The following is a 23406-nucleotide window of genomic DNA, read 5'->3' as shown; positions in this document are numbered from 1 at the left end:
CGCATGATCGTCCCCCTCACCCTCGCCGACTTCCTCGAGCGCGCCGAGCAGGTGTACGGCGACCGCGTGGCGGTGGTCGACGAGCCGTCGCCGCCGGGCGGTGGCCTCGGCCGCGTCACCTACGCCGAGTTCGCCCGCATGGCGCGGAGCCTCGCCACGACCCTCGACGCGCTCGGTGTGGGGGAGGGGGAGCGAGTGGCCATCATCTCGCCGAACGCCGGCCGCTTCCTCGTGAGCCTCTACGGCGTGAGCGTGTTCGGGCGTATCCTCGTGCCCGTCAACTTCCGGCTCAATGCCGACGAGATCCGCTACATCCTCGAGCACTCCGGCTCGACGGTGGCCCTGATCGATCCCGAGATGGAAGAGATCGTTCGCCCCATCTCGGTGAAGCATCGCTTCATCCTCGGCACCGACACCGACGCCGCGCTCTTCGGCCGCCGCGACGCCCCGCCGCGCTTCACGACCACCGACGAGAACGCCACCGTGTCCGTCAACTACACCTCGGGCACCACCGCGCGCCCCAAGGGCGTGCAGCTCACGCACCGTGGCTGCTGGCTGAATGCGGTCACCTTCGGCTGGCACGTGGGGGTCAGCGACCGCGACGTCTACCTGCACACCCTGCCCACCTTCCACTGCAACGGCTGGGGCATGCCCTACGCGGTCACCGCCATGGGGGTGAAGCAGGTCGTCATCCGCAAGATCGATGGCGAGGACATCCTCGCGCGCATCGAGGCCGAGGGCGTGACGCTGCTCAACGGCGCGCCCGCGGTGGTCGCCGCCGTGCTCAACGCAGCCCAGGCCCGCCGGCAGCGGGGGCAACCCGTGCCGGGGGCCGGGACGGTGCGCATGGTCGTGGCGGGCGCACCGCCTCCGTCCAAGACCATCGAGCGCGTGGAGACCGAGCTCGGCTGGGAGTTCATCCAGATCTACGGGCTCACCGAGACCTCGCCGCTGCTCACCATCAATCGCGCGCCCGAGGAGTGGGACGCTCTGGACGCCTCCGAGCGCGCCCGGCGACTGTCGCGCGCGGGCGTACCTGCGGTGGGGGTGCGCATGACGGTGGACAAGGAGGGCGAGATCCTCGCCCGTTCCAACCACGTCTACGAGGGCTACTGGCATCAGCCGGAGGAGACCGCCAAGGCCATCGTGAACGGCTGGTTCCACACCGGCGACGGCGGCTATGAGGACGGCGCCTACATCGTCATCGCCGACCGCAAGAAAGACGTGATCATCACGGGCGGCGAGAACGTGTCGTCCATCGAGGTCGAGGACTGCCTCTTCCAGCATCCCGCGGTGCTGGAGGCGGCCGTCATCGGCGTCCCCGACGAGAAGTGGGGCGAGACCATCAAGGCTTTGGTGGTGCTGCGGCCCGGGCACGCCGCTACCGAGCGCGACCTGATCGACTTCTGCCGGAGCCGCATGGCGCACTTCAAGTGTCCGTCCTCGGTCGAGCTCCGCGACGCGCTCTCGCGCACCGCCACCGGAAAGCTCCAGAAGTTCAAGCTGCGCGAGCCGTACTGGGCTGGACGCGATCGACGCGTGAGCTGACCTCCAGGTTGCACGACGCGCGGGGCGACGGTACGCTCCGCCATCGAGTCGATGGACAGCAGACCCTGAGATCTCGATGACCGAAGGAGGACACTCATGGCCAAGGTCAAGCCGATCCCCGATGGTTACCACAACCTCACGCCCTACCTGATCGTCGACGGCGCCGCCAAGGCGATCGACTTCTACAAAAAGGTGTTCGGCGCCACCGAGAAGATGCGGATGCCGGCGCCGGGCGGCAAGGTCGGCCACGCCGAGCTGACCCTCGGCGACTCGATGATGATGCTCGCCGACGAGCATCCCGAGATGGATCACCGGGGCCCGCACGCCTACAAGGGAACCGCGGTGAGCCTGATGGTGTACGTCCAGGATGTCGACGCCACCGTGAAGACCGCCCTCGCCTCGGGCGCCAAGGTCATCCGGCCGGTCGAGAACCAGTTCTACGGCGACCGCATGGGGACGATCGAAGATCCGTTCGGCCATCAGTGGTACGTCGCGACGCATGTCGAGGACGTGCCCCAGGAGGAGCTGGCCAAGCGGGCCGCCGCCGCGATGGCGAAGAAGTCCGGCTAGGAGCCGGAGCCGCACGCTCAGAATCTGCCCATCCTGAGCCGCCGTTGGAGTACCATCGGGAGGTCGCGGGCATGCTCGCGACGGCACTCGATGCGTAACGGTTCCATGACAAGCCCGGCCCCGGGTCGGCGAAATCGCCGACCCGGGGTTCTTGTTGCCGTCCTCGTGCTGGGACTCATAGGCGCGGCCCCGGCCGGCGCGGCTCCCGCGCCGGCTCCCGTCGATGAGAGCGGTTCCCAGCGCAGCGTGCTCCTGCTGTACGGCGAAGCCCGGGCGCTGCCGGCGTCTCTCGACATCGACGATAGCATCCGGAGCCGGCTCCAGACCGCCGGCTTCGAGGTCCGCTTCTTCACCGAGTACCTGGACCTGTCCTGGGCGTCCGACCCCGACTACCTGGATCGCCTGCGCGCGTTCCTGGCGTCGAAGTATCAGAATCGCCGCATCGACGTGATCGTCACCGTCGGGGCGCCGGCGCTGCGCTTCGCCCTGGAGCATCGCGCGGCCCTCTTTCCCGGGGTGCCGCTCGTCTTCACCGCCGTGCCGCGCGGTGGCGCCGTCCCGATGGGCGAGGAGCAAGGAGTGACCGGCGTGTGGATGGCCACGGACGCCGCGGCGACCGTGGACGCGGCGCGGCGGCTCCAGCCCCAGGCGCGGCGGCTCGTGGTGGTGGCGGGATCGGCCACGCAGGATCGCTTCTTCGTGGAAGACGTTCGACGTGACCTCAAGGGGCGGGAGCTGGGCCTCGAGACGTCCTACCTGGTGGGCCTGCCGATGGCGCGCCTCCGCGCGGCGCTGGCCGGGCTCTCGCACGACGCGATGGTGCTCTACGTCTCGCTGCTCCGGGACGGCGACGGGAAGGCGTACTCGACGCGCGAGAGCCTGAGTATCCTCGTGCCGGCCTCGGGCGCGCCGATCTACGGGCTCTCCGAGACCATGATGGGGCAGGGCATCGTCGGCGGCCGCGTGGTCAGCTTCCGCGCGCAGGGGACGCAGGCCGCCGACCTCGCCCTCCGCGTGCTGCGTGGTGAGGCAGCTGCGCGCCTGCCCCCGGAGGCCGCGCCCACCAACGTGTTCATGTTCGATCGTCGCGCGCTCACCCGCTGGGGCCTGCGTGAGGCGGACCTGCCCGAGGGCAGCGTGATCATCAATCGTCCCCCCTCGCTCTGGGCCACGTACGGGATGCATCTCGCACTCGGTGCCACGGTGATCGCGGCCGAGGGCGCGCTGATCGTCATGCTGCTCGTCTCGCGCCGCCGGCGCCGCCGAGCCGAGGCCGCCCTCCGTGAGCGCCTGGCGTTCGAGCGGTTGGTGTCGGAGCTATCGGCCACCCTGGTGGCCGCGCACGGAGCCGACGTCGAGCCCGCCATCATCCGCGGGCTCCGGCAGGTGGGCGAGCACCTCGGGGTGGACCGCGCGTCCATCGTCGAGATCTCGCCGGAGCGCGAGGTGGACTTCAGCTACGTCTGGGTCGCCCCCGGCATCGAGCCGGCGACCCTCGTGGACCTTCGGGAGTTCCCCTGGGCCTCGGAGCGGCTGGGCCGCGGCGAGAGCTACGCGTTCGCGAGCCTCGACGAGCTGCCCGCCGCCGCGGCGGTGGATCGCGAGTCCTACGCGCGCCGGGGGATCACGTCGTCCGTGGCCTGCCCCCTCCGGATCGAGGGCACCACCGTCGGCGCGCTGTCCCTCAGCCTGATGCGCGCCGGGCAGGCCTGGCCGGTGGACCTGATCGCGCGCATCGACTTCATGGGTGGGATCTTCGCCACCGTCCTGTCCCGTCGGCGCGGCGAGCACGAGCTCCGGGCGCTGCGTCGCGACCTCACGCACGTGGGGCGGGTGGCGTCCATGGGCGAGCTGGCCGCCTCGATCGCCCACGAGCTCAATCAGCCCCTGACCGCCATCCTGAGCAACGCGCAGGTCGCCCAGCGGCTGCTGGAGCGAGGCAACCTCGACCATCAGGAGCTGGAGTCGATCCTCGCCGACATCGTGTCGGACGATCGCCGCGCGGGCAGCGTGATTCGCCGGCTGCGCGCGTTCGTCCGCAAGGACGAGGCGCAGCGCAGCTTCGTCGACATGAATGCGGTGGTGGAGGACGTGGCCGGCCTGGTCCGGAGCGACGCGATCTTCCGCAACGTCGCCCTCGCGGTGGCGCTGGCGCCGCGATTGCCCCTCGTGGTGGGCGACCGCATCCAGCTCCAGCAGGTCGTCCTCAACCTCGTCCTCAACGGCCTCGACGCCATGAAGGACGCCGTGGAGCGGCATCTGCTCGTCACCACCAGCGCCGACGAGGAGAACGGGGTGAGCGTGATGGTGAGCGATCACGGGCCCGGGGTGGCCGAGCGCGACCTCCAGCGCATCTTCGAGCCCTTCTACACGACCAAGGCCCACGGGTTGGGCATGGGACTGGCGATCGCACGTTCGCTGGTGGAGAGCCACGGCGGCCGGCTGCGCGTCGAGAACAACAAGAACGACGGCGCCACGTTCACCTTCACGATTCCCGCCGTGGAGGCGTCCGGCGACTGAGGGCCGCGCGTGGGCCGAGGTGCCTACGCGAATAGGGCCAAGGTCTCATTTCTCTCCGGCGCGGAGGCGCCTACAGTCCGTGATCATGGCCCCGATGGCCGCGCGGCCGGTGCCCCGGATCTCGATCGTGGACGACGATCCCTCGGTCCGGCGCGCGCTGGGCAGGCTGGTCGAGGTGGCGGGCTTCGACGTGCAGACCTACGCATCCGGCGCCCAGGCCCTCGACGGGGGGCTGCCGTCCGACGTGGCCTGCCTCATCGTTGACGTGTACCTGGGCGACATGACCGGGTTCGAGCTCTCGCGCCGGCTCGCCGCGCGCGGGCTCACGGCGCCCACGATCTTCATCACCGCCCACGACGACGCGGTGACCCACACGGAGGCATGCCGCGCCGGCGCCGCCGCCTACTTCACCAAGCCGGTGGACGGCGAGCTCCTGGTGGACGCCATCAACGCCGCCATCCGCCCTTGACGCGGCCCGCCGAAGCAGGCGACCATTCGGAGCCATGGACCTCTTGACCGGGAAGGTCGCGATGATCACGGGAGCGAGCAAGGGCATCGGGCGCGTCATGAGCCGCCTCTTCGCGCGGGAGGGAGCCGCCGTGGTCTGCACGGCGCGCTCGGGGGCGTTGGTCGAGGAGACCGCGGCGCTCATCAAGAAGGACGGCGGCCGGGCCATCGCGGTGACCGGCGACGCCGCCCGCGAAGCCGACGTCCGCCACGTCATCGCCGAAGGCGTCAAGGCCTTCGGCAAGATCGACACCTTGGTGAACAACGCGGGCGACGGCGGGCCGACCAAGCCCGTGCAGGAGTACACCGAGGAGGACTGGTTCTACACGATCAACTCGTGCCTGACTTCCTCCTACATGTGCATCCGCTTCGTCGTGCCCGAGATGATCAAGGCGGGCGGCGGCGCCATCGTGAACATCTCCTCCGGCGCGGGACGGCGCGGCCTGCCGTTCCGCATCGGCTACTGCTCGGCCAAGGGCGGGCAGGTGGGCATGACCTATGGCATGGCGCTCGAGCTGGCCCCGCACAACATCACGGTGAACTGCGTGGCCCCGGGCGCCATCGAGGGCGACCGCATCGACCGGGTCATCGAGGGGCAGGCCAAGCAACGGGGCCTGTCCGTCGAGGCCATGCGCAAGGCCATGCTCGAGCGCTCGCCGCTCAAGCGCATGGCCACCGCGGAGGACATCTCGGCGGCGGCGGCCTTTCTCTGCAGCCCGGCCGCGCGAAACATCTCCGGCCAGGTGCTCCCCGTCAACGCCGGCGAGCCCGCGGGCTAGCGCGCGCCCCTCAGAAGCCGGGCGGCGGGCGGAAGCCGCCCACCACCTCGGCGAGCCGTCCCGCCACGTCGATCGGCGTGGCGTCCTCGAGGTATGGCCCCAGGATCTGCATGCCCACCGGCAGGCCGCCGCGCGTGAGCCCCACCGGCGCGGTGGTCGCGGGCAGCCCCGCCACCGACGCGAAGGAGACCCAGAACGTGAGGTCGAGATAAGGACGCGGTCCCGCCGGCGTTGCCAGCACCCTCGCGAGCTGGTCCGGCGAGGCATCGTGCGGGAAGGCGGGCACGAAGGCGGTGGGCATGAGGAACGCGTCGTGCGTCCGGAAGTACGCCCCCCAGATCGCGCGCGCGGCGCGGCGGCGCCCGTCCATCGCCCGGTACTGTCGCACGTCCGCGGTGACGGCGGCGGCCCAGCGGGCGCGCGCCGAGCCGTCGCGGGTGGTGGCGAGCGCGCGCACCGGCTCGAGCTGCTCGTCGCGGAGCGACGGCGTGTAGAGCGCCATCAGCAAGAAGAAGTAGGTCTCGTACTGCTCCTCCACGTTGACGCGCTCCGGCCAGCCTTCCTCAAGAGTCGCGCCCGCCTTGCGGAGCGTCTCCACCGCGGCCGCCAGGGGCTCCGCGACCTCGGGCGACACCGCGCAGCGGGGATGGTCCAGCACATAGCCGATGCGATAGTCCCGCAGCCGTGTGGCACGCGCGGGCGGCAGCGCCCAGCGATAGGCTCGTGCCTCCGCGTCGTCGGGCCCACCCAGCACCTCCATGGCCGCGCGGAGGTCGGAGGCCGAGCGCGCCAACGGCCCGGCCACGGGGAGGAATGACGGGGGTCCCGCGGCGATGCCCGGCGGGGGCGGGACGTGGCCCCGCAGCGGGACGAGATCGAGGGTCGGTTTGTGGCCGTAGAGCCCGCAGAAGTGCGACGGGATGCGGATGGACCCGGCGAGGTCGCTCCCGGGCTCGAGATAGCTGAGCCCGGCGGCGAGCGCGGCGGCCCCGCCCCCCGTCGAGCCGCCCGGCGTGCGCGTGAGATCCCAGGGATTGTTCGTGCGGCCGAAGATGGGGTTGTCGCTCTGCCAGTCTGCCGCGGCCGGCGGCACGTTCGTCTTGCCGAGGATCACCGCGCCCGCGCGCTTGAGCCGCGCCACCACCACCGCATCGCGCGGCGAGATGTGATCCTTGTACTCGGGGAGGCCGGCGGTGGTGCGCACACCGTCCACCTCGTACGTGTCCTTGATCGTGATGGGAACGCCGTGGAAGGGGCCCCAGTTCTCGCCCTTGGCCCGCGCGGCGTCGGCGGCACGTGCGCGGGCTAGTGCGGTATCGGCGGTGAGAGTCACGATCGCGTTGAGCTTCGGATTGTGCTGGGCGATCCGGGCCAGGATGCGGTTGGTCAGCTCCACGGACGAGACCTGGCCAGCGCGGATGGCGCGTGCGGCATCGAGGGCGGAGACGAAGTCGAGGTCCTCGACGGCGGCGCGCGTGGGGCGTGGGCGCAAGAGGCTCGCTCCGGCCAGGGCCAAGCCTCCACCCAGCAGCTCGCGCCGTGTGATCGCTGCGCTCACGACCGCGAGTGTAGCCGCTCGCGCTCGTGGAGGACCAGGGCGGCGCCGCCGCGCACCGAGCTGTCCTTGCCGAGATCGAGGAAGCTGATCTGCGTCGTGGCGAGCGCGCCGGCATAGGCGCGGCGGGCCAGCCGGGCGCGGAGATCGGCCTCGCGCTCGGCGAAGGCGCGCCCCACGCTGCCCGCGACGAGGAGCCGCTCGGGGTTGATGCCGTTCACGATGACGGTGAGCCCCGCGGCGAGGGCCTCGGTGGCGTCGGCAAGCACGGCCTCCGCGGCGGGGTCGCCCTCGCGCGCACGCACGAACAGCGCGGCGGCATCGAGCGGGCGCCCCAGGCGCCGCGTGGCTTCCTCGGCGAGGTCGGGGCCGGCCACGTACGCCTTGAGGCAGCCCCGCGCCCCGCACACGCAGGGGCGGCCGTGGAGATCGATGGGCACGTGGCCCAGCTCGCCGCCGAAGCCGCCGGCGCCACGATAGAGGCGCCCGTCCAGCACCATGCCGCCGCCCACGCCGGTGCCGATGGCGAGGAGCACCAACGAGCGAGCGCCGCGCCCCGCGCCCCAGCGTGACTCACCGAGGGCGAGCGCATTGACGTCGTTGTCCACCACGGCGGCCGCGCCCGCCGTCTCGGCGAGCAAACGCGCCACCGGCACGCCCGAAAGCTCCGGCACGTGATGCGCCTCGCCCCCTACCATGCCCGCGGCCACGTCCACGAGGCCCGGAAGCCCCGCGCCCACGCCGGCGAGGCCCCGCTCGCGCGCGAGCGGGAGTCGCGCGATCTCCGCGGTGAGGGCGAGCAGCCGCTCGAGGGCGCCGCCGCCGCGCGGTCCGTGAGTGGGCTGGCTCCGCGAGAGCAGCACACGTCCGTCGGGGCCGACGAGCCCGGCCGCGGTCGTGGTGCCGCCGACGTCGATGCCGAGGAACAAACCCTCCGCCCGGTCCGGGCCGCTCATGCCGGGAGATGGCCCGCCACCACGTAGCGATCGACGCCGTCGGGGAGAGCGTCCCGCGGGATCGTGCGCTCGGGATCCTGCGTGCGGAGATAGTCGAGGCGCTCGAAGCCGATGCGCGGGAAGCCGTGACGCTCGCGCGCGACCACCACGGGATCGAGGCCGACAGCCCGCAGACGCGCCTTCGCGCCCTCGATGCCGAGGAAGCCGAACAGGGTGAAGAGGAAGCGGCCGCCGGGGACGAGATGCGCGGGCGCTTCGCAGATCAGGCGATCGAGCAGGGCCCAGCCGTCGGGGCCGCCGTTGTCAGCGGCGGCCTCCGCGTCGTCGCGGTCGCGGCCGGGCGGCGTCGGCATCTGGGGCGGGCTCGCGCAGACGAGATCGAAGCGGAGCTCGGCCACGGGGGCGTAGCCGTCGCCGAGCCGCACGTCCACCGCGTCCGCCACGCCGTTGCGCGCGGCATTATCCCGCGTGCAGGCGACCGCCTCGGGACGGACGTCCGTGGCGATCACGCGCGCGCCCGCCCGTGCCGCGAGCACGGCGGCCAGCCCCATGCCCGAGCCGATCTCGAGCACGCGCTCGCCCGCGCGCACGCCGAGATGCCGGCAGAAGAGGAGCGAGCCGGCCTTGGGCGGCTGGGCGCCGGCGCCGATGCGGAACACGCAGCCGCGGTAGTGGAAGAGGAGCAGACCCTCGTCGTCGCTCACACGAGGCTCCGTCCCGCCGCCTGCGCGTAGGTCTCCAGATAGCCGTCGATCTCGCGGGCCGGCGCGAGCCGCGTGGCCACGAGGCGGCGGCCCGCCTCGCCGAGGCGTCGGCGCAGGGCGGGGTCCCCGGCGAGGCGCGCGGCCTGCGCGATCAGCGCCGCCCTGGAATCGAACAGCAAACCGGTCACGTCCTCCTCGATGAGCGAGCGGTTGCCCGGAATGTCGGACGCGAGCACGGCGCGCCCGAGGGCCAGGGCCTCGACCACCGAGTTGGCCATCCCGCCCTCGGACTCCGAGCAGTTCAGCACGATGTCGGCGGCGTCGAGCAGCGCGGGCATCGCCGCGTGCGGCACCGCCCCCAGGTACCGTGCCCAGGGACGGCCGATCAGTCCCTGCTCGAGCCGGCGCAATTCGGCGGATTCGAGCCTCGGGCCCGCGTACCAGAGCCGGAGTCCGGGGCGCTCGCGCTGCAGCCGCTCCAGCGGCTCGAGCGGCAGCAGGGGACGCTTTACGGGGCGAATGCCGGCTGGAAAGAGAATGCAGGGGTCGCCGTCGATCGCGGGGGCTCTCACCTGGCCATCCGGGCTTGGAGGGAATCGCACGCTCTGGGGGACGATGCGAACACGCCCGGCCAGGGACGGCAGGGCGGCCTCGACCTCGGTGGCGATGCTCTCGTGGAACGCGACCACCGCGGCGGCGGAGTCGAGCACCTCTCGGACGCTGGCGGCCCGCGACGGGTCGCGCAGATCATGGCTCACGTCGGTGCCGGTCAACGTCACCACGAGCGGCACGCCCGAGACCCGGGCGAAGGCCAGCGCGAGCCGGCCGGTACGGTAGGCGTGGAAGGCGTGGACCAGCGCGAGCGGCTGCGCGAGCATGCGCTCACCGAGCCCGGGCGTGTCCAGGTCCCACACGTCGAGGTCGACGCCTCGCGCACGCAAGCCCTCGGCGATGCGCCCCACCGTGACGGCATTGCCACGGGGCGAGTCGAGCGGAAACGGCGAGAGGATCGCGACGCGCGGCACCGGACGTGCGGCCAAGGGAGCCATGGCCGCGAACTGTAGGCGCCTTCGCGGCGGAGAGAAATGGGACCTTGGCCCTATTCACATAGGTTACCCGGCCCGGCTGCCCCGCGCAAATGTCAGCGAATTAGAGGTGGCCGCGCGCCGCGAGGTACTCCGCCACCAGCATGGCGCCGCGGGCCGCGCCCATCTTCGTATTGTGGGAGACGAGGACGTACTTCACCCCGTTGGGCAGCGCATGGTCGGGTCGCACGCGCCCCACGCTGGTGAGCATGCCCTGCTCGCGGTCGCGATCGAGCCGCGGCTGGGGCCGGAAGGGGTCCTCGCTCACGTCGATGAGCCGGGATGGGCACGAAGGGAGGCCGAGCCGCGCGAACTCCCGCCCATGCTCGCGCAGGGCGGTCTTGACCTCGTCCATCGTGGCCGCGCGCCGCAGCGCCACGCTCACGGACTCGGTGTGAGCCTCCAGCACCGGCACGCGAGTGCAGGTGGCGGAGACGGGGAAGGCCGCGGGCTCCACCGTGTCGCCGCGCATCACGCCCAGGATCTTCTGCGTTTCTTTCTCGACCTTCTCCTCTTCCTTCGGGACGTAGGGGATCACGTTGTCGACCACGTCCATCGCGATCACGCCCGGCGAGCGGCCGGCACCCGAGAGGCCCTGGAGCGAGGTCATCACGACACGCTCCACGCCGAAGGCAACATGCAAAGGCTTGAGGGTCATGGCCAGCCCGGTGGTGGTGCAGTTCGGCACCGGCGTGACGAAGCCCTTCCAGCCGCGGTTCCCGCGCTGCGCGGCGATGAGGGCGTCGTGGTCCATGTTGACGCCGGGGATGAAGATCGGCACGTCGGGCTCGTAGCGGAAGGCGGAGGCGGTCGAGACCACGGGAGTCGTCTTCGCGTAGCGCGGCTCGAGGTCGCGCGCGGCGTCCGATTCCACGGCGGTGAAGACGAGGTCCACCGACTCTGCGTCGAGCTGGGCCGCGTCCTGCACGGTGAGCGCGGCGAAGGCAGGATCCAGCGGCTCCGCGCAGTACCAGCGCACGGCGCCGGCCGCATCGGTGATGGCCTCGCGGTACCGCTTTCCCGCGGAGCGCTCGGAGGCCGCGAGAGCGGCGACCTCGAAGTAGGGGTGACCGGCGAGGGCGGCCAGGAATTGCTGGCCCGCCACGCCGGTGGCGCCGATCACGGCGACGCGCATCGTCCGCATAGCTTCCTCCATGGATTTCCGAACACCCTGAAACAAGAGAGGCCCGCGACCTTGGGTGGTCGCGGGCCTCGTGGATCCGTTTCGTCGTTCGCTGCGGGGCTAGAATGCCTCGCGGCCGCGCGCCACCGTCGTCGCTGGGCGTCCCGTCGGGGACCCCAGCCGGGTCTTGTCGGTGCTCTTTGAAGTTCGCGCGAGCCGCATGTCGATCACGGATTCGAGTCTACGAAGCGTGCGGCGAGACTGTCAAGCCTGGGCGGTGCCGAGGGCGACGCCGCCCAGGATCAGCACGATGGCCAGGAGCAGGCTCGGCGTGAGCGGCTCGCCGAGGAAGATCGTGGCCGCGATCACGCTCACGACAGGTGTCGCCAGGAGCCCCAGCGATGTGGTAACCGCTGGTAGATAGCGGCTGGCCATGGCCACTGCCCAGTAGGCCAGGGCGGAGCCCGGGATTCCCGCGTAGAGGACCAGCAGCGTCAGCGACGGGGTCCATGCCGGGTGGGGCCAGGGCGAGGAGGCCAGCGCGATCACGCCGAGGATCGCGGTCGCGAGCAGGGTCTCCCACGGCAGGAGCTCGAACGGCGTGGAGATCCAACGATGCCCGCGGATGTGGAGGATGCTGAGTGCCCACAGCATCGCGGCGGCCACGATGGCGAGATGGCCCAGCACGATGGCGCGATCCGACCAGTCGAGCGCGAGTGGGTTGAACAGCGTGAGCAGGCCGGCGAGCCCGATCACCACGCCCAGCCCGCGCCGCCGCGTCAGCCGTTCGTCGAGGAACAGCCACGCGCCCGGAATCACCCAGAGCGGCGTGGTGTAGGCGAGCACCACCGAGCGGCCGGCGGGCACGCGCATGAGGCCCCAGGTCGAGAGCACCGAGAAGCCCACGATGTGCAGCAGCGTGATCGAGAGGAGCACGGGCATGTCGCCCCGGGGCGGCCGGACCAGCCGGCCCCGGAGCGATGCCACGAGCACGAGGACCACCGCCGCGAGTGCGGTGCGCAGCGCCACCGCCCACAGCGGCGGCAGCGATCTCAGGATCACCTTGTTGATCGGCCACGTGAGGCCCCAGGCGAGCACCACCGTGACCAGGAAGAAGAGACCTTCCCGGTAGGTGACGCGGTCGCCCGGTGCGCGCCGCAGACGTCTAGTACCGGTAGTGATCCGGCTTGAACGGCCCGGTCTTCGCCACCCCGATGTACTTCGCCTGCTCGTCGCTGAGCACGGTGAGGGTGGCGTTGAGCTTCTTGAGCTGAAGCCGCGCCACCTTCTCGTCCAGGTGCTTCGGCAGCACATACACGCCGACCGGATACTTGGTGGGGTTATTGAAGAGCTCGATCTGCGCGATCACCTGATTGGCGAAGGACGAGGACATCACGTAGCTGGGGTGACCGGTGGCGCAGCCGAGGTTCACGAGACGCCCTTCGGCGAGGAGGATGATGCGCTTGCCGTTCGGGAACACCACGTGATCCACCTGCGGCTTGATGTTCTCCCACTTGTACTGCTTGAGCGAGGCGATGTCGATCTCGGAGTCGAAGTGGCCGATGTTGCAGACGATGGCCTGATCCTTCATCCGCCGCATGTGGTCATGGCTGATCACGTGGAAGTTGCCGGTGGCGGTCACGAAGATGTCGGCCTTGTCGCAGGCCTCGTCCATCGTGACCACGCGATAGCCTTCCATCGCCGCCTGCAGCGCGCAGATCGGATCGACCTCGGTCACCCACACCTGGGCGGAGAGCGCGCGCAGAGCCTGGGCCGAGCCCTTCCCCACGTCGCCATAGCCGCACACCACCGCCACCTTGCCCGCCACCATCACGTCGGTGGCGCGCTTGATGCCGTCCACGAGCGACTCGCGGCAGCCGTAGAGGTTGTCGAACTTGCTCTTGGTGACGGAGTCGTTGACGTTGATGGCGGGGAACTTGAGCCGCCCCTCCTTGTGCATCTGATAGAGGCGCTTGACCCCGGTGGTGGTCTCCTCGCTCACGCCCTTGATCTTGGCCACGCGCGTCGAGTACCAGGTCGGGTCCTTGGCGAGCCGGGCCCTGATCGAGGCGAAGAGGGCCGTCTCCTCCTCGTTGGTCGCCTTCGCGATCGCGGAGGCGTCCTTCTCCGCCTTCGCGCCCAGGTGCAGTAGCAGGGTGGCGTCCCCGCCGTCGTCCAGGATCATGTTGGAGTGCCCGCCGTCCGGCCACTCGAAGATGCGGTGGGTGTACTCCCAGTACTCCTCCAGCGACTCGCCCTTCTTCGCGAAGACCGCGGTGCCATTCGCGGCGATGGCGGCGGCGGCGTGATCCTGGGTCGAGAAGATGTTGCACGACGCCCAGCGCACCTCGGCGCCGAGGGCCTGCAGCGTCTCGATGAGCACCGCGGTCTGGATGGTCATGTGCAGCGACCCGGTGATGCGGGCGCCCTTGAGCGGCCGGGCGCTCGCATACTCCTCGCGAATGGCCATGAGGCCGGGCATCTCGGTCTCGGCGATCTGTATCTCCTTGCGGCCCCAGTCGGCGAGGGTGAGATCGGTGACGGCGTGGTCGGCGGTGGGCTTGGCGGTCGTGGCGCTCATCTCGCGCCCTCCTCTGAAATCGGGAGTTTGCGAGCGCCGTTCGTCTCGCTGACCGGGTCGGTCAGCCGCCCCGAGCCTGGCGGGATGGCTCCCGTCGCAACGCTCCTCGGGGCAGGTCCTCGGTGATTATCACGCCGGCATCCGCCCGAGGCAAGTCTTTCGGCGCCCGGCTCAGCGCGGCGCGCGCACCCGCCGGCGCACGGGGAACATGTCGAGGCCCCAGCGCTCGGCCACCAGCCCCCACAGGCCCTGTGGGAAGCGCAGCATGGCGACGATCGCGAGCACGCCCAGCAGGATCATGTACCAGGCGCCGTACTCGGACAGGATCTCGCGGAGGAAGAAGAAGAGGAGCGTGCCGACGATGGGCCCCTCGAGCGTGCCGAGCCCGCCGATCACCACGATGAAGATCGTGTAGGCTGTCCAGCTGATGGAAAACGCCGCGTCGGGCGAGATGCGCAGGAGGTTCAAATAGATGAGCGCGCCGGTCACGCCGGTGCCGAAGGCGGCGATGAGGTACACGGTGAGCTTGGTGCGGAACACGTCGATGCCCAGGCTTTCCGAGGCGGGCTCGCTGTCGCGGATGGCCATGAGCCCGAGGCCCTGCCGCGAGCGGAGATAGACGTACATCGCGGCGAGGGCGGCGAGCCCGATGCCGAGCGCGATCGCGTAGGTGCCGAGCTCACGTGTTTCCCGCGCCAGGGGGAACACCGCCTTGAGCGTCCGCCCGGTGCCGCGCCCCAGCGCGTCCGTGTTGGCCACGAGCAGCCGGTACACCTCGGCCACCGCCCAGGTGCCCACCGCGAAGTAGCCGCCGCGGAAGCGGAAGACGAGCACCGCGGTGGGCAGCGCGACCGCGACGGCGACCACGCCCGCGAGCGGGACGGCCAGGAACGGATTCACGCCGAGATCGTCCGCCAGCACGATCAGCGCGTAGCCGCCGAGGCCAACATAGGCCTGCTGGCCGATGGAGACCAGCCCCGCGTAGCCGGCGAGGAGATTCCACATCTGAGCCAGGACCAGCAGCGCGATCAGCTCGACGACCATGCGCATCGTGCCCGAGGTGCCCACCCACGGCAGCGCGATCAGCGCGGCGAGCAGCACCACGCCCGCCACCGCGCCCGCGCGACTCGCGGGCGTGGTGCGCTCCACCACCGGCGCGAGTGGCGCGGCGCTCGCGGGCGCGCTCACGCGTCCACCCGGCGCTTGGGGGAGAAGAGGCCCGAGGGGCGAAGCAGCAGCACGGCGAGGAAGACCAGGTGCCCGGTGAGGATCCCCCAGCCCGGCGAGAGCTTGGCGCCCACCGTCTGCGCCACCCCCAGTACGACACCGCCCACCAGCGTGCCCCAGAGCGACCCAAGCCCGCCGATGATCACCGCCTCGAAGGCGAAGAGGAGGCGATCGGGCCCGCTGCCGAACGTGAACGTGGTGCGGATCCCGAGGAAGATGCCGGCCACCGCGACGATGGCGAGCGAGAGCGCCATGGCGAGGCCGTGCAGGCGCCGGTTGTCGATGCCCATGAGCGCCGCGGTAGCGGCGTCGTCGGACGTCGCACGAAACGCGCGGCCGATCGCGGTGTGGCCGATCAAGAGCTGAAGCCCGCCCAGCAGCAGCACCGCGACGGCGAAGGTGAGCAGGGGGAACCAGCCCACCGCGAGGCCGCCGCCCAGCGAGAGGCTGGCCGTCTCGATGCCGCCCGGGTTCAGCCGCCGCGAGTCCGCGGAGAACGCCTCGAGGAGCCCGTTCTGGATGATCACCGAGAAGCCGAACGTGACCAGCACGGCGGGGAGCACGCCGCGGCCGAGCAGACGATCCAGCACGAGCCACTGGAGCCCGTAGCCGAGCGTTGCCATCAGCGGCACCACCAGCGCGAGCGCGAGCAGGGGATTCAGGCCCCACGCGGCGACCGCGGCGGCGGCGAGGAAGGCGGCGAGAATGCTGAAGTCTCCGTGCGCCAGGTTCACCAGGCGCATGACGCCGAAGATCAGTGAGAGCCCGGTGGCGAAGAGCGCGTAGAGCCCGCCCAGCAGCACGCCCTGCACCACGGTGTCGACCCAGGCCATCGTCTCAGGTCCCGAAGTAGGCGCCGGCGAGCTGCGCGCGCCCGAGCCGCGCGGGCACGCCCTCGAGCGACACCGCGCCCTTGCGCAGGCAGTAGACGCGCTCGGCGACGGCCAGCACCTGGCTTACGTCCTGCTCCACGACGATCAACGTGGCCCCTTCGGCGCGGATGGCCGTCAACGCCTCGTAGAGCCGCTTCACCATCAGCGGCGCCAGCCCCAGCGAGATCTCGTCCACGAGCAGGAGGCGCGGATTGGCCATGAGCCCGCGGCCGATGGCCAGCATCTGCTGCTCCCCGCCGGAGAGATTGGTGCCGGGCTCGCGCCGCCGCGCGGCGAGGATGGGGAAGAGACGCTGCACGCGCGCGAGGCTCCACGGGCCGGGGCGCCCGCGGTAGGCGCCCACGCGGAGATTCTCCTCCACGGTGAGGCTGGGGAAGATCTTCCGTCCCTCGGGCACCAGCACCAGCCCGAGGCCCACCAGCGCCTCCGCGGGAAGGCCCGTCACCGAACGGCCGTCCAGCTCGACGGCCCCACGCGCGCCCGGCACCGCGCCGGCCAGCGCGCGCAGCAGCGTGGTCTTGCCCGCGCCGTTGGCGCCGATCACCGCCACCAGCTCGCCCGCGGCGACTTCCAGGGACACGCCGAACAGCGCCTGGAAGTCACCGTAGAACGCGGACAGCTCGCGGACGCTCAGCAGGCTCACGTCACGTCGATCCCGAGATACACACGCTGCACCTCCGGGCTCCCCATCACCGCGTCGGGCGGCCCGTCCATGATGGCGGCGCCGAAGTCGATGCACACCAGCCGGTCCACCGCGGCGCGGAGCGCGTGCACGATGTGCTCGATCCAGATGATGGCGATGCCCCGCGATCGCACCTCGCGAATCACGCCCACCATGGCCAGCACCTCGGGCTCGGTGAGCCCGCCCGCGATCTCGTCGAGCAGCAGCACGCGCGGCCCGGTGGCGAGGGCGCGGGCCAGCTCGAGCCGCTTGCGCTCGAGGAGAGTCAGCGCCCCCGCGCGGGTGTTGGCCTTGCCGCCGAGCCCGGCCAGCGCGAGCGCGTCGCCGCAGACGGCGTAGGCCTCGCGCTCGTGCCGGCCGCCCCCATGGGTCGCCCCCACGAGCACGTTCTCGAACACCGTCATCGCCTCGAAGGGATGGGGGATCTGATGCGTGAGCACGATGCCGGCGCGCGAGCGGGCATGCGCGGGGAGCGCAGTGATGTCGCGGCCCCCCAGGGTCACGCGCCCGCGGTCGGGGCGGAGTCGCCCCGCGAGGACGTTGAGAGCCGTGGTCTTCCCCGCGCCATTCGGCCCGATGACGCCGACGGCCTCGCGCTCGCCCACCGCGAGGCTCAGGCGATCGAGCACCTGCAGCGAGCCGAACGCCCGCGAAACTTCCTCCAGCGCGAGCAGCGGCGTCGGGCTCAGGCCTGCTTGAGCGGGCGGAGCTTGTCGCCCACCGGGATGCTTGGCGCGCTCTTGTTGCTCGCGATGGTGATGTCGTAGGGGAAGCTCTTGCCCTTGCCCCATTGCCCGCCGACGAGCGGGGTCTTGGTCACGTTGGGCACCGGGCCCTTGCCCCAGGCCACGGGGCCGACCAGCGTGTTGAGATTGGTCTCCCTGATGGCCGCGATGACGGTGCTCTTATCATCGAGGTTCTTCGCGCGCTTGAGCACGTCCAACCCTACCTCGAACAGCGCGTGGACGAAGCCCAGCGGCTGCGTCCACTGCTTCTTGGTCTCGCGCGTGTAGTCCCCGGCGAAGGCGGCGGCGGTGGCGCCGGTCAGCGACGACTTGAACGGATGCTGCGGCGTCCACCACACCTCGGTGGACATGCCGTCGCCCAGCGCGCCCAGCGCCTCCACGGATCTGGGAAAGAGGAGGGCTTTGCCGATGGTCGCCACCTTGGGCCGGAAGCCCTGCTGCGCGGCCTGCTTCCAGAACGTGGTCCAGTCCGGGGGGATCGGCACGCCGGTGACGATCTCGACCTTCTCGCGCTTGAACGTGGAGATCTGGGCGGAAAAGTCGTCCGAGAGGTTTGGGTAGCGGCCGGGATCCACGACCTTGTAACCGGCCTTGCCGAGCGCGGGGGGAAAGCCCCGCTCCTTGTCGCTCCAGGCATTGCCGTCGCCATCATTCGGCCAGAGGGCGCCGACCACCTTGTTGGTCGCGATCGAGCTCCACATGTCGATGAAGACCCCGATGATGTCCTCCAGCCCCCAGAAGAAGTGATACGTCGACTTGAACCCGGCGTCCGGCTTGCCGCCGCGGGCGAAGAACCACGGCTGCCACGGGCACATCGTGGAGATGCACGGCGTGCCGTTCACCTCGCACTGATCGGAGACCGGATTGGTGGTCTCCGGCGTGCTCGCCACCAGCATGAGATCGACCTTGTCGGTGAGGATGAGGCGCGAGGCCACCTCGGCGGCGCGATTGGGATCGGACTGGCTGTCGCGCACGAGTACCTCGATGGGATGTCGGCGCCCGCCGATCCCGAGCCCCTTGCCGAGGGCCTTGCGGATCCCGCCCACCACGAAGCCGTCGGTCTCGCCGAAGCCGGCCAGCGGGCCGGTCTGGGGGCTCACGTAGCCGATCTTGATGGCGCGCCCGGCGCTCTGGGCCCGCGCCGACCCAGGACGCAGCCCGGTCAGTGCGGCGGCGGTGCCGGCGGAGGCGACGCGCAAGAATTGTCGGCGAGCGACGGCGGGGACATCGGCCATGGAAGTCTCCTCTCCGTCCTAGAACTGCACGGGGGTGGGCGGCATCTTGCCGCTCGCGTAGAGCGCGGGCAGGTCGGGGCTGGCGTTCTCCCACACCAGCAGCATCGAGCGCTTGGGCGAGAAGCCGCGGTGGCGGATGTCCGCGGGCATCGCGGCGACGTCGCCCGCCCGCATCGTCACCCGCGCGCGCATGGCGCCGGTGTCGCGGTCTTCCACCTCCCACTGGATCTCGTCCGAGAGCTGCACGAACCACTCCACGCGGTCGTTGCCGTGGATGACGGGCAGGATGTACTCCTCGGTGGTCGGGCAGTAGAGGCTCGCCTTGCACACGGACACGATCGACGGGTTCCACGTCACGTCCGACCGCGAGAGATAGGCGAAGAGGTTGAATGCCACCACCTCGCCCTCGAAGCCGGGCTCGGTGAGGATCTCCGGCTTGTCCTGCGGCACGTCCTTGAAGTGGCGGTTGATGGGGAAGCCGCTCTCGTCCGAGCGGGTGGGCTCGTCGCCGGGGGCGCCGATCATGCGTTTGGCGGTGACGCGATGCCGGGTGATCGCTTCCTTGTTGCTCCCGTTCTTCGGGCCGAACGCGCTGCCCGTCTCCTGGGGGCTCGCGAAGGGATCGAAGGTCTTGTTGGTCCAGTCCTCCAGCATGGCCTCGAACACGCGCTGGATCAGCGGGGTGTCGAAGCGCTGGCTGTGGTCCATCCCCGCCTTGCGGTAGTGCGCGTTGAAGCGGCCCGCGAAGAGGTCCACGGAGCCGTAGTGGTTCATCGTGCCCACCACCGCGTCGAAGTTCACGATGCCGTAGAAGAAGCCCCAGGCGATGTCGCGCTGGAGGGCGCGGAGGAAGGCGTCGGCGGCGATCAGGTGGCTCCCCTTCGGCCACGCGATCTGCACGAAGTACTCGTCGCGGCTGAAGCCGAAGTCGCCCAGCGTGAAGGTGCGGTAGCCATGCCGATTGGGCTCGATGGAGCCGATCTCGGGAACGTTGCTCGTGCTCTGGCTCATGCCTTCCCTCCTAGCGGCCGGGCCGCGGCGCGGTCTGGCAAATGTCGGCCCACTTCTCGACGGTGTCGGCTCCGGCGACGGTCTGGAGCAGAACGACGCCCGGCTTGGCGGCGTGGAACTGATAGGCGCTCCCCACGGGGAGGAGCGTCATGTGGCCGCGCCGGGCGCGCACCACGCCCATCTTCTTGCCCGCGGGTGTGCCGGGGATGGCGACGGAGCCCTTGGCGGCGCCGGCGGGCTTGTCGAGCTTCAGCAGGCGGATCTCCACCTCGCCGTCCATCACCAGCGCGAACTCGTCCTGCGCGGGGGCACGCCAGCCCGAGGTGCCCTCGGCGCGAATCGCCTCGATCACGTATTCGATGTTCTTGCCGACGGCGACCTTCTCGTATGGCTTGGATCGAGAAGCCACGTCGAAGACGTTCGAGAAGACGTAGTTGCGCGCATCGTCGTTGATGACCTCGACACCGCCCTTGGCATAGTCCTGGAGCGATCCGAAGCGGGTCTTGTGTTCCATCGTTCGCCTCCTGTGCGCTCGTCGCGGGCTTCCTCGGGGAGGCCCAGGCGACGGCAGAGTCCCCCCAGCAGCTCCTGCTCGTCTCGCGAGAGCATGCCCATTTCGCGCACGAGCCCGGCCACGTGGCGGGGGAAGATGTCGGTGATGAGGCGCCGGCCCGATTCGGACAGCGCCACGGTCTGATAGCGGCGGTCGTCCTTGCGGCGCGTGCGCCCGACCAGCCCGCGACGCATGAGATTGCCCACCACGACGGCGGTGTTGGCGTCACTGCGGAGGAGCTTCTCGCCCAGCTCGCGCTGGCAGAGGGGCCCGTGGTGGAGCAGGGCCTCGAGCGCGCCGAACTGGCCGATGGTGAGCCCGGCCCCCGCCATCACGCCGCCCACCCGCGCGGTGAGCGACTCTGCCGCGCGCATGAGCTTGATGTACGCGTCGAGGGCCGCCGTCTCCGCGGGGCTGCCAGGGTAGCGCGTCGCCATGGTTCGAATTCGAACTGTTTGTAAGTCTGGCCCCGTGCCTTGTCAAGAGGCCCAGTAGCGCCAGGCGTAGACCACCGTGAGCACCGTGCCCACCGTGATGACGACGCTGCGCAGCAGGCGCGGCGGCAGCACGCGCACGAGCCGTCCGCCCAGGAAGCCGCCCGCCAGCACGCCCCCCATCATGACCGCGACGGGCAGCCACGCGACCACGCCCTGCGAGACGAACACGACCACCGCGACGAGGCTGGTGAGCCCGGAGAGCAGGTTCTTCAGCACGTTGATGGCACGGAAGTCGGCCTCCAGCGTCATCGCCAGGAGCGCGAGGAGCATCACGCTCATGCCGGCGCCGAAGTAGCCACCGTATACGGCCACCGGGGCGAACAGAAGCAGACGCACGGGGCCGGAGGTCCAGTGCCCACCGCCGTCCTTTCCCCACGCGAGGCGCGCACGGATCCGGTTCGACAGGGCGAAGAGCAGGGTGGCGAAGCCGATGAGAAGGGGCACCAGCGCGGTGAAGGCCCTCTCCGGTGTGGCGAGGAGCAGCGCCGCGCCCGCCGCGCTGCCCACGACGGCCACCGCCATCAGACCCAGAAACGAGCGGTCCCAGCGCGGCATCCGCTCGAGGTCGGCCAGGCCGCCGGCGAAATTCCCCGGCGTGAGGGCCACCGTGTTGGAGGCGTTGGCCACGATGGGCGGGAGTCCGGCGGCGAGCAGTGCGGGGAAGGTGATCAGCGAGGAGCCCCCGACCATCGCGGTCACCACGCCTCCGGCCAGACCCGCCCCGAGGAGCATCACCGCCGAGGGGCCGTCCACGGGACGCGCGCTAGCCGCCCAGCTCCGCGCGCACGCGCCGTGTCCCCTCGCAGAGCGCGGTGAGCTTCTGCCGCACGACCCAGCGCGGCGTCTCCCAGAAGCCGCAGTCCGGGTTCAGCCAGAGCCGCTCGGGCGGGATGTGGGGCAGGAAGGCGCGGATGCGCTCGGCCACGTCCTCCGCGGTCTCCGACTTGAAGGCCTTCACGTCGATGACGCCCGCGCCCAGCTCCTTGTCGCGCGGGAAGTCCTTCCAGCGCGCGGGATCCTCCATGCCGCGGTTGGCGAACTCGAGCACGATCTGCGAGCAGCGAAGATCGTGGAGCGTGGGAAAGACGTTCCGGTAGTCGCGCACCGCGCTGAACGGGCGGCCGTAGAGGTTGCCGAAGCAGACGTGCACGGCGATCTTGGCGTCCACGCCGTCCACCGCGCGATTCACGCCCTTGGCCACCTCGTGCACGGAGCCGGAGTACATGCCGTGATGGGGCTCGTCGATCTGGATGAAGGTGGCGCCGGCTGCCACCAGCGCCCGGCACTCCGCGTTGACGATGGCGACGAGGTCGGCGAGAAGGGTCTCCTTGTCACGGTAGCCCCCGCCGAGCTTGAGCGGCACCAGCAGGGTGTACGGGCCCGGCACCGTGGCCTTGATCAGCTTGTCGGTGAGGCCACGGGCGAGACGGAACTCTTCGACGATGCCGAGGCCGCGCGGCGCCGCGATCTTCTCCGTGACCTCGAACGGCGTGTTGGTGTCCCAGAGCGGCTGGCCGAGCTGTCGCGGCGGGGGCAGGGGGCGGATGCCGGTGATGCGGTCGTAGAAGCCGATGATGAAGCGCACGCGCATCATCTCGCCGGTGGAGACCACGTCCACCCCGGCGCGCTCCTGGTCCAGGATGGCCACCTGGGTGGCATCCTCCATCAGCTCGCGCACGTCGAGGGCGCCCATGCGGCCGGCCTCCATGGCCTCGCGGGCCAGCCACACCCAGCCAGGCAGGCCGTGGCTGCCGACCACGGAGGTGGGCAGGATGCGCGGCGTGGCAATGGTCGGGCTCATGGGACCTCCGGGCGCGCCGGCCGCCCGTGGCGAAACGCTGCCATCGCCGCCTTGTGCTCGGGCGAGTCGAGCATCGGCTCGAGGGCCGTGTTCATGCGCTCGCGGAACGGGTCGCGGTCGAGATCGAAGGCGAGGCCGGTGAGGCGCTTGCTGGCGCGGACGGTGGTGGCGGGCAGCGCGAGGAAGCGCTTCACGGTGCTCTCCACCGCCTCCGCGAACTCCGCTGCCGGCACCACGCGGTTCACGACGTTCAGGCGCTCGGCCTCGCGGGCGCTGATGTTCTCGCCCAGCAGGATCAGCTCGCGCGCGCGGGCCAGACCCACCAGACGCGGCAGGCGATAGAGCGCGAGGGAGGGGATCAGCCCCTCCTTTACCGCGGGCAGCCCGATCAGCGCCGCGTCGCTGGCCAGGCGGTAGTCGCAGACCAGCGCGAGCTGCAGCCCCCCGCCCAACGCGTGCCCGTTGATGGCGGCCACGAATACCGTGTTCATGTCCTCGATGGTCACCATGGCGTCTTCCCAGGCGCGGAAGTCGGGGAAGCCGAACTCGCCGCGCGCCAGCGCGCCCAGGTCCACGCCGGTGCAGAAGGCGCGGCCGGCGCCCGTGATCACCGCGACCCGCACGCCTCGCGCGTCGCCAATGCGCGACACCGCCTCGCCGAGATCACGCACCCATTCCCGGTTGCCGGCGTTCAGGACATCGGGGCGGTCGAGGGTGAGTCGGGCCACCTCGTCCGTGATCTCGAGCCGCATCGTGCGCATGCGGCCGGAATACTAGCACCTGGAGCAACGGCGCGGACATCCATGTGGGCGCCGGGCAGACGGCGGGGACCG

At 70.8% G+C, this 23406-nt stretch carries 23 protein-coding genes and 1 riboswitch; of the genes, 5 read left to right on the top strand and 18 right to left on the bottom strand.

Going from position 1 to position 23406, the window contains the following annotated elements; translation table 11 throughout:
* Nucleotides 1–3: 3 nt before the first annotated feature.
* The 5 genes from VFX14_18595 (at nucleotide 4) to VFX14_18575 (ending at nucleotide 5924) form a co-directional block, all read left to right on the top strand.
* Nucleotides 4–1548, top strand: coding sequence for an AMP-binding protein (locus VFX14_18595; GenBank protein HEU5191700.1), 1545 nt, complete (start codon nucleotides 4–6; stop codon nucleotides 1546–1548).
* Between the two features lie 96 nt (nucleotides 1549–1644).
* On the top strand, nucleotides 1645–2118 hold the full coding sequence (locus VFX14_18590; GenBank protein HEU5191699.1) for a VOC family protein: 474 nt from the start codon (nucleotides 1645–1647) through the stop codon (nucleotides 2116–2118).
* A gap of 246 nt (nucleotides 2119–2364) precedes the next feature.
* Nucleotides 2365–4638, top strand: coding sequence for an ABC transporter substrate binding protein (locus VFX14_18585; GenBank protein HEU5191698.1), 2274 nt, complete (start codon nucleotides 2365–2367; stop codon nucleotides 4636–4638).
* Between the two features lie 85 nt (nucleotides 4639–4723).
* On the top strand, nucleotides 4724–5107 hold the full coding sequence (locus VFX14_18580; GenBank protein HEU5191697.1) for a response regulator: 384 nt from the start codon (nucleotides 4724–4726) through the stop codon (nucleotides 5105–5107).
* A gap of 34 nt (nucleotides 5108–5141) precedes the next feature.
* The gene (locus VFX14_18575; GenBank protein HEU5191696.1) at nucleotides 5142–5924 is read left to right on the top strand and encodes an SDR family NAD(P)-dependent oxidoreductase; all 783 of its coding nucleotides are present in this window, start codon (nucleotides 5142–5144) and stop codon (nucleotides 5922–5924) included.
* 10 nt (nucleotides 5925–5934) lie between these two features.
* Here VFX14_18575 and VFX14_18570 read toward each other — a convergent pair whose 3' ends face one another.
* The 18 genes from VFX14_18570 to VFX14_18485 form a co-directional block, all read right to left on the bottom strand.
* Nucleotides 5935–7482 (bottom strand): amidase, encoded by a 1548-nt coding sequence (locus VFX14_18570; protein ID HEU5191695.1) that lies wholly within the window; start codon nucleotides 7480–7482, stop codon nucleotides 5935–5937.
* The gene (locus VFX14_18565; protein ID HEU5191694.1) at nucleotides 7479–8435 is read right to left on the bottom strand and encodes an ROK family protein; all 957 of its coding nucleotides are present in this window, start codon (nucleotides 8433–8435) and stop codon (nucleotides 7479–7481) included. Before VFX14_18565 ends, VFX14_18570 begins: the two co-directional genes overlap by 4 nt.
* The gene (locus VFX14_18560) at nucleotides 8432–9139 is read right to left on the bottom strand and encodes a HemK2/MTQ2 family protein methyltransferase (GenBank protein ID HEU5191693.1); all 708 of its coding nucleotides are present in this window, start codon (nucleotides 9137–9139) and stop codon (nucleotides 8432–8434) included. The genes VFX14_18565 and VFX14_18560 overlap by 4 nt, the downstream gene beginning before the upstream one ends.
* Nucleotides 9136–10179: a glycosyltransferase gene (locus VFX14_18555; GenBank protein HEU5191692.1), complete on the bottom strand. Its 1044-nt coding sequence runs from the start codon at nucleotides 10177–10179 to the stop codon at nucleotides 9136–9138. Before VFX14_18555 ends, VFX14_18560 begins: the two co-directional genes overlap by 4 nt.
* Nucleotides 10180–10288: 109 nt before the next feature.
* Nucleotides 10289–11368, bottom strand: a complete 1080-nt coding sequence (gene asd, locus VFX14_18550) for an aspartate-semialdehyde dehydrogenase (protein HEU5191691.1) — start codon at nucleotides 11366–11368, stop codon at nucleotides 10289–10291.
* Between the two features lie 243 nt (nucleotides 11369–11611).
* The gene (locus VFX14_18545) at nucleotides 11612–12457 is read right to left on the bottom strand and encodes a DMT family transporter (protein HEU5191690.1); all 846 of its coding nucleotides are present in this window, start codon (nucleotides 12455–12457) and stop codon (nucleotides 11612–11614) included.
* Between the two features lie 55 nt (nucleotides 12458–12512).
* Entirely contained in the window at nucleotides 12513–13928 is a 1416-nt protein-coding gene (gene ahcY / locus VFX14_18540; protein HEU5191689.1) for an adenosylhomocysteinase, read from the bottom strand.
* Between the two features lie 24 nt (nucleotides 13929–13952).
* Nucleotides 13953–14042: riboswitch (S-adenosyl-L-homocysteine riboswitch) on the bottom strand.
* A 57-nt stretch (nucleotides 14043–14099) separates the two neighbouring features.
* Nucleotides 14100–15116 carry a branched-chain amino acid ABC transporter permease gene (locus VFX14_18535; GenBank protein HEU5191688.1) on the bottom strand — a complete coding sequence of 339 codons (1017 nt, stop codon included), beginning with the start codon at nucleotides 15114–15116 and terminating at the stop codon, nucleotides 14100–14102.
* Nucleotides 15113–15988, bottom strand: a complete 876-nt coding sequence (locus VFX14_18530) for a branched-chain amino acid ABC transporter permease (protein HEU5191687.1) — start codon at nucleotides 15986–15988, stop codon at nucleotides 15113–15115. The genes VFX14_18535 and VFX14_18530 overlap by 4 nt, the downstream gene beginning before the upstream one ends.
* A 4-nt stretch (nucleotides 15989–15992) precedes the next feature.
* The gene (locus tag VFX14_18525; protein ID HEU5191686.1) at nucleotides 15993–16691 is read right to left on the bottom strand and encodes an ABC transporter ATP-binding protein; all 699 of its coding nucleotides are present in this window, start codon (nucleotides 16689–16691) and stop codon (nucleotides 15993–15995) included.
* Nucleotides 16688–17359, bottom strand: coding sequence for an ATP-binding cassette domain-containing protein (locus VFX14_18520; GenBank protein ID HEU5191685.1), 672 nt, complete (start codon nucleotides 17357–17359; stop codon nucleotides 16688–16690). The genes VFX14_18525 and VFX14_18520 overlap by 4 nt, the downstream gene beginning before the upstream one ends.
* Before the next feature lie 56 nt (nucleotides 17360–17415).
* The gene (locus VFX14_18515) at nucleotides 17416–18711 is read right to left on the bottom strand and encodes an ABC transporter substrate-binding protein (GenBank protein HEU5191684.1); all 1296 of its coding nucleotides are present in this window, start codon (nucleotides 18709–18711) and stop codon (nucleotides 17416–17418) included.
* 18 nt (nucleotides 18712–18729) lie between these two features.
* Entirely contained in the window at nucleotides 18730–19722 is a 993-nt protein-coding gene (locus VFX14_18510) for a hydroxyquinol 1,2-dioxygenase (protein ID HEU5191683.1), read from the bottom strand.
* Between the two features lie 10 nt (nucleotides 19723–19732).
* Nucleotides 19733–20176 carry a hydroxyquinol 1,2-dioxygenase gene (locus VFX14_18505; GenBank protein HEU5191682.1) on the bottom strand — a complete coding sequence of 148 codons (444 nt, stop codon included), beginning with the start codon at nucleotides 20174–20176 and terminating at the stop codon, nucleotides 19733–19735.
* Nucleotides 20071–20607, bottom strand: a complete 537-nt coding sequence (locus tag VFX14_18500; GenBank protein HEU5191681.1) for a MarR family winged helix-turn-helix transcriptional regulator — start codon at nucleotides 20605–20607, stop codon at nucleotides 20071–20073. Before VFX14_18500 ends, VFX14_18505 begins: the two co-directional genes overlap by 106 nt.
* 147 nt (nucleotides 20608–20754) lie before the next feature.
* Entirely contained in the window at nucleotides 20755–21525 is a 771-nt protein-coding gene (locus VFX14_18495; GenBank protein HEU5191680.1) for a sulfite exporter TauE/SafE family protein, read from the bottom strand.
* A 10-nt stretch (nucleotides 21526–21535) separates the two neighbouring features.
* Nucleotides 21536–22573 carry a cobalamin-independent methionine synthase II family protein gene (locus VFX14_18490; GenBank protein ID HEU5191679.1) on the bottom strand — a complete coding sequence of 346 codons (1038 nt, stop codon included), beginning with the start codon at nucleotides 22571–22573 and terminating at the stop codon, nucleotides 21536–21538.
* The gene (locus VFX14_18485) at nucleotides 22570–23334 is read right to left on the bottom strand and encodes an enoyl-CoA hydratase/isomerase family protein (protein ID HEU5191678.1); all 765 of its coding nucleotides are present in this window, start codon (nucleotides 23332–23334) and stop codon (nucleotides 22570–22572) included. The genes VFX14_18490 and VFX14_18485 overlap by 4 nt, the downstream gene beginning before the upstream one ends.
* Nucleotides 23335–23406 lie beyond the last annotated feature (72 nt).

The sequence above is a fragment of the Candidatus Methylomirabilota bacterium genome, assembly GCA_035764725.1.
Classification (GTDB): domain Bacteria; phylum Methylomirabilota; class Methylomirabilia; order Rokubacteriales; family CSP1-6; genus DASRWT01.
This window is presented reverse-complemented; position numbering and strand designations above follow the sequence as displayed.

Bases quoted from the DNA above. Each gene is read 5' to 3' on its own strand.
- VFX14_18595 (HEU5191700.1), top strand. From the start codon at position 4: ATGATCGTCCCCCTCACCCTCGCCGACTTCCTCGAGCGCGCCGAGCAG.
- VFX14_18590 (HEU5191699.1), top strand. From the start codon at position 1,645: ATGGCCAAGGTCAAGCCGATCCCCGATGGTTACCACAACCTCACGCCC.
- VFX14_18580 (HEU5191697.1), top strand. From the start codon at position 4,724: ATGGCCCCGATGGCCGCGCGGCCGGTGCCCCGGATCTCGATCGTGGAC.
- VFX14_18575 (HEU5191696.1), top strand. From the start codon at position 5,142: ATGGACCTCTTGACCGGGAAGGTCGCGATGATCACGGGAGCGAGCAAG.
- VFX14_18565 (HEU5191694.1), bottom strand. From the start codon at position 8,435: ATGAGCGGCCCGGACCGGGCGGAGGGTTTGTTCCTCGGCATCGACGTC.
- asd (HEU5191691.1), bottom strand. From the start codon at position 11,368: ATGCGGACGATGCGCGTCGCCGTGATCGGCGCCACCGGCGTGGCGGGC.
- ahcY (HEU5191689.1), bottom strand. From the start codon at position 13,928: ATGAGCGCCACGACCGCCAAGCCCACCGCCGACCACGCCGTCACCGAT.
- VFX14_18530 (HEU5191687.1), bottom strand. From the start codon at position 15,988: ATGGCCTGGGTCGACACCGTGGTGCAGGGCGTGCTGCTGGGCGGGCTC.
- VFX14_18515 (HEU5191684.1), bottom strand. From the start codon at position 18,711: ATGGCCGATGTCCCCGCCGTCGCTCGCCGACAATTCTTGCGCGTCGCC.
- VFX14_18510 (HEU5191683.1), bottom strand. From the start codon at position 19,722: ATGAGCCAGAGCACGAGCAACGTTCCCGAGATCGGCTCCATCGAGCCC.
- VFX14_18500 (HEU5191681.1), bottom strand. From the start codon at position 20,607: ATGGCGGGGGCCGGGCTCACCATCGGCCAGTTCGGCGCGCTCGAGGCC.
- VFX14_18490 (HEU5191679.1), bottom strand. From the start codon at position 22,573: ATGAGCCCGACCATTGCCACGCCGCGCATCCTGCCCACCTCCGTGGTC.
- VFX14_18485 (HEU5191678.1), bottom strand. From the start codon at position 23,334: ATGCGCACGATGCGGCTCGAGATCACGGACGAGGTGGCCCGACTCACC.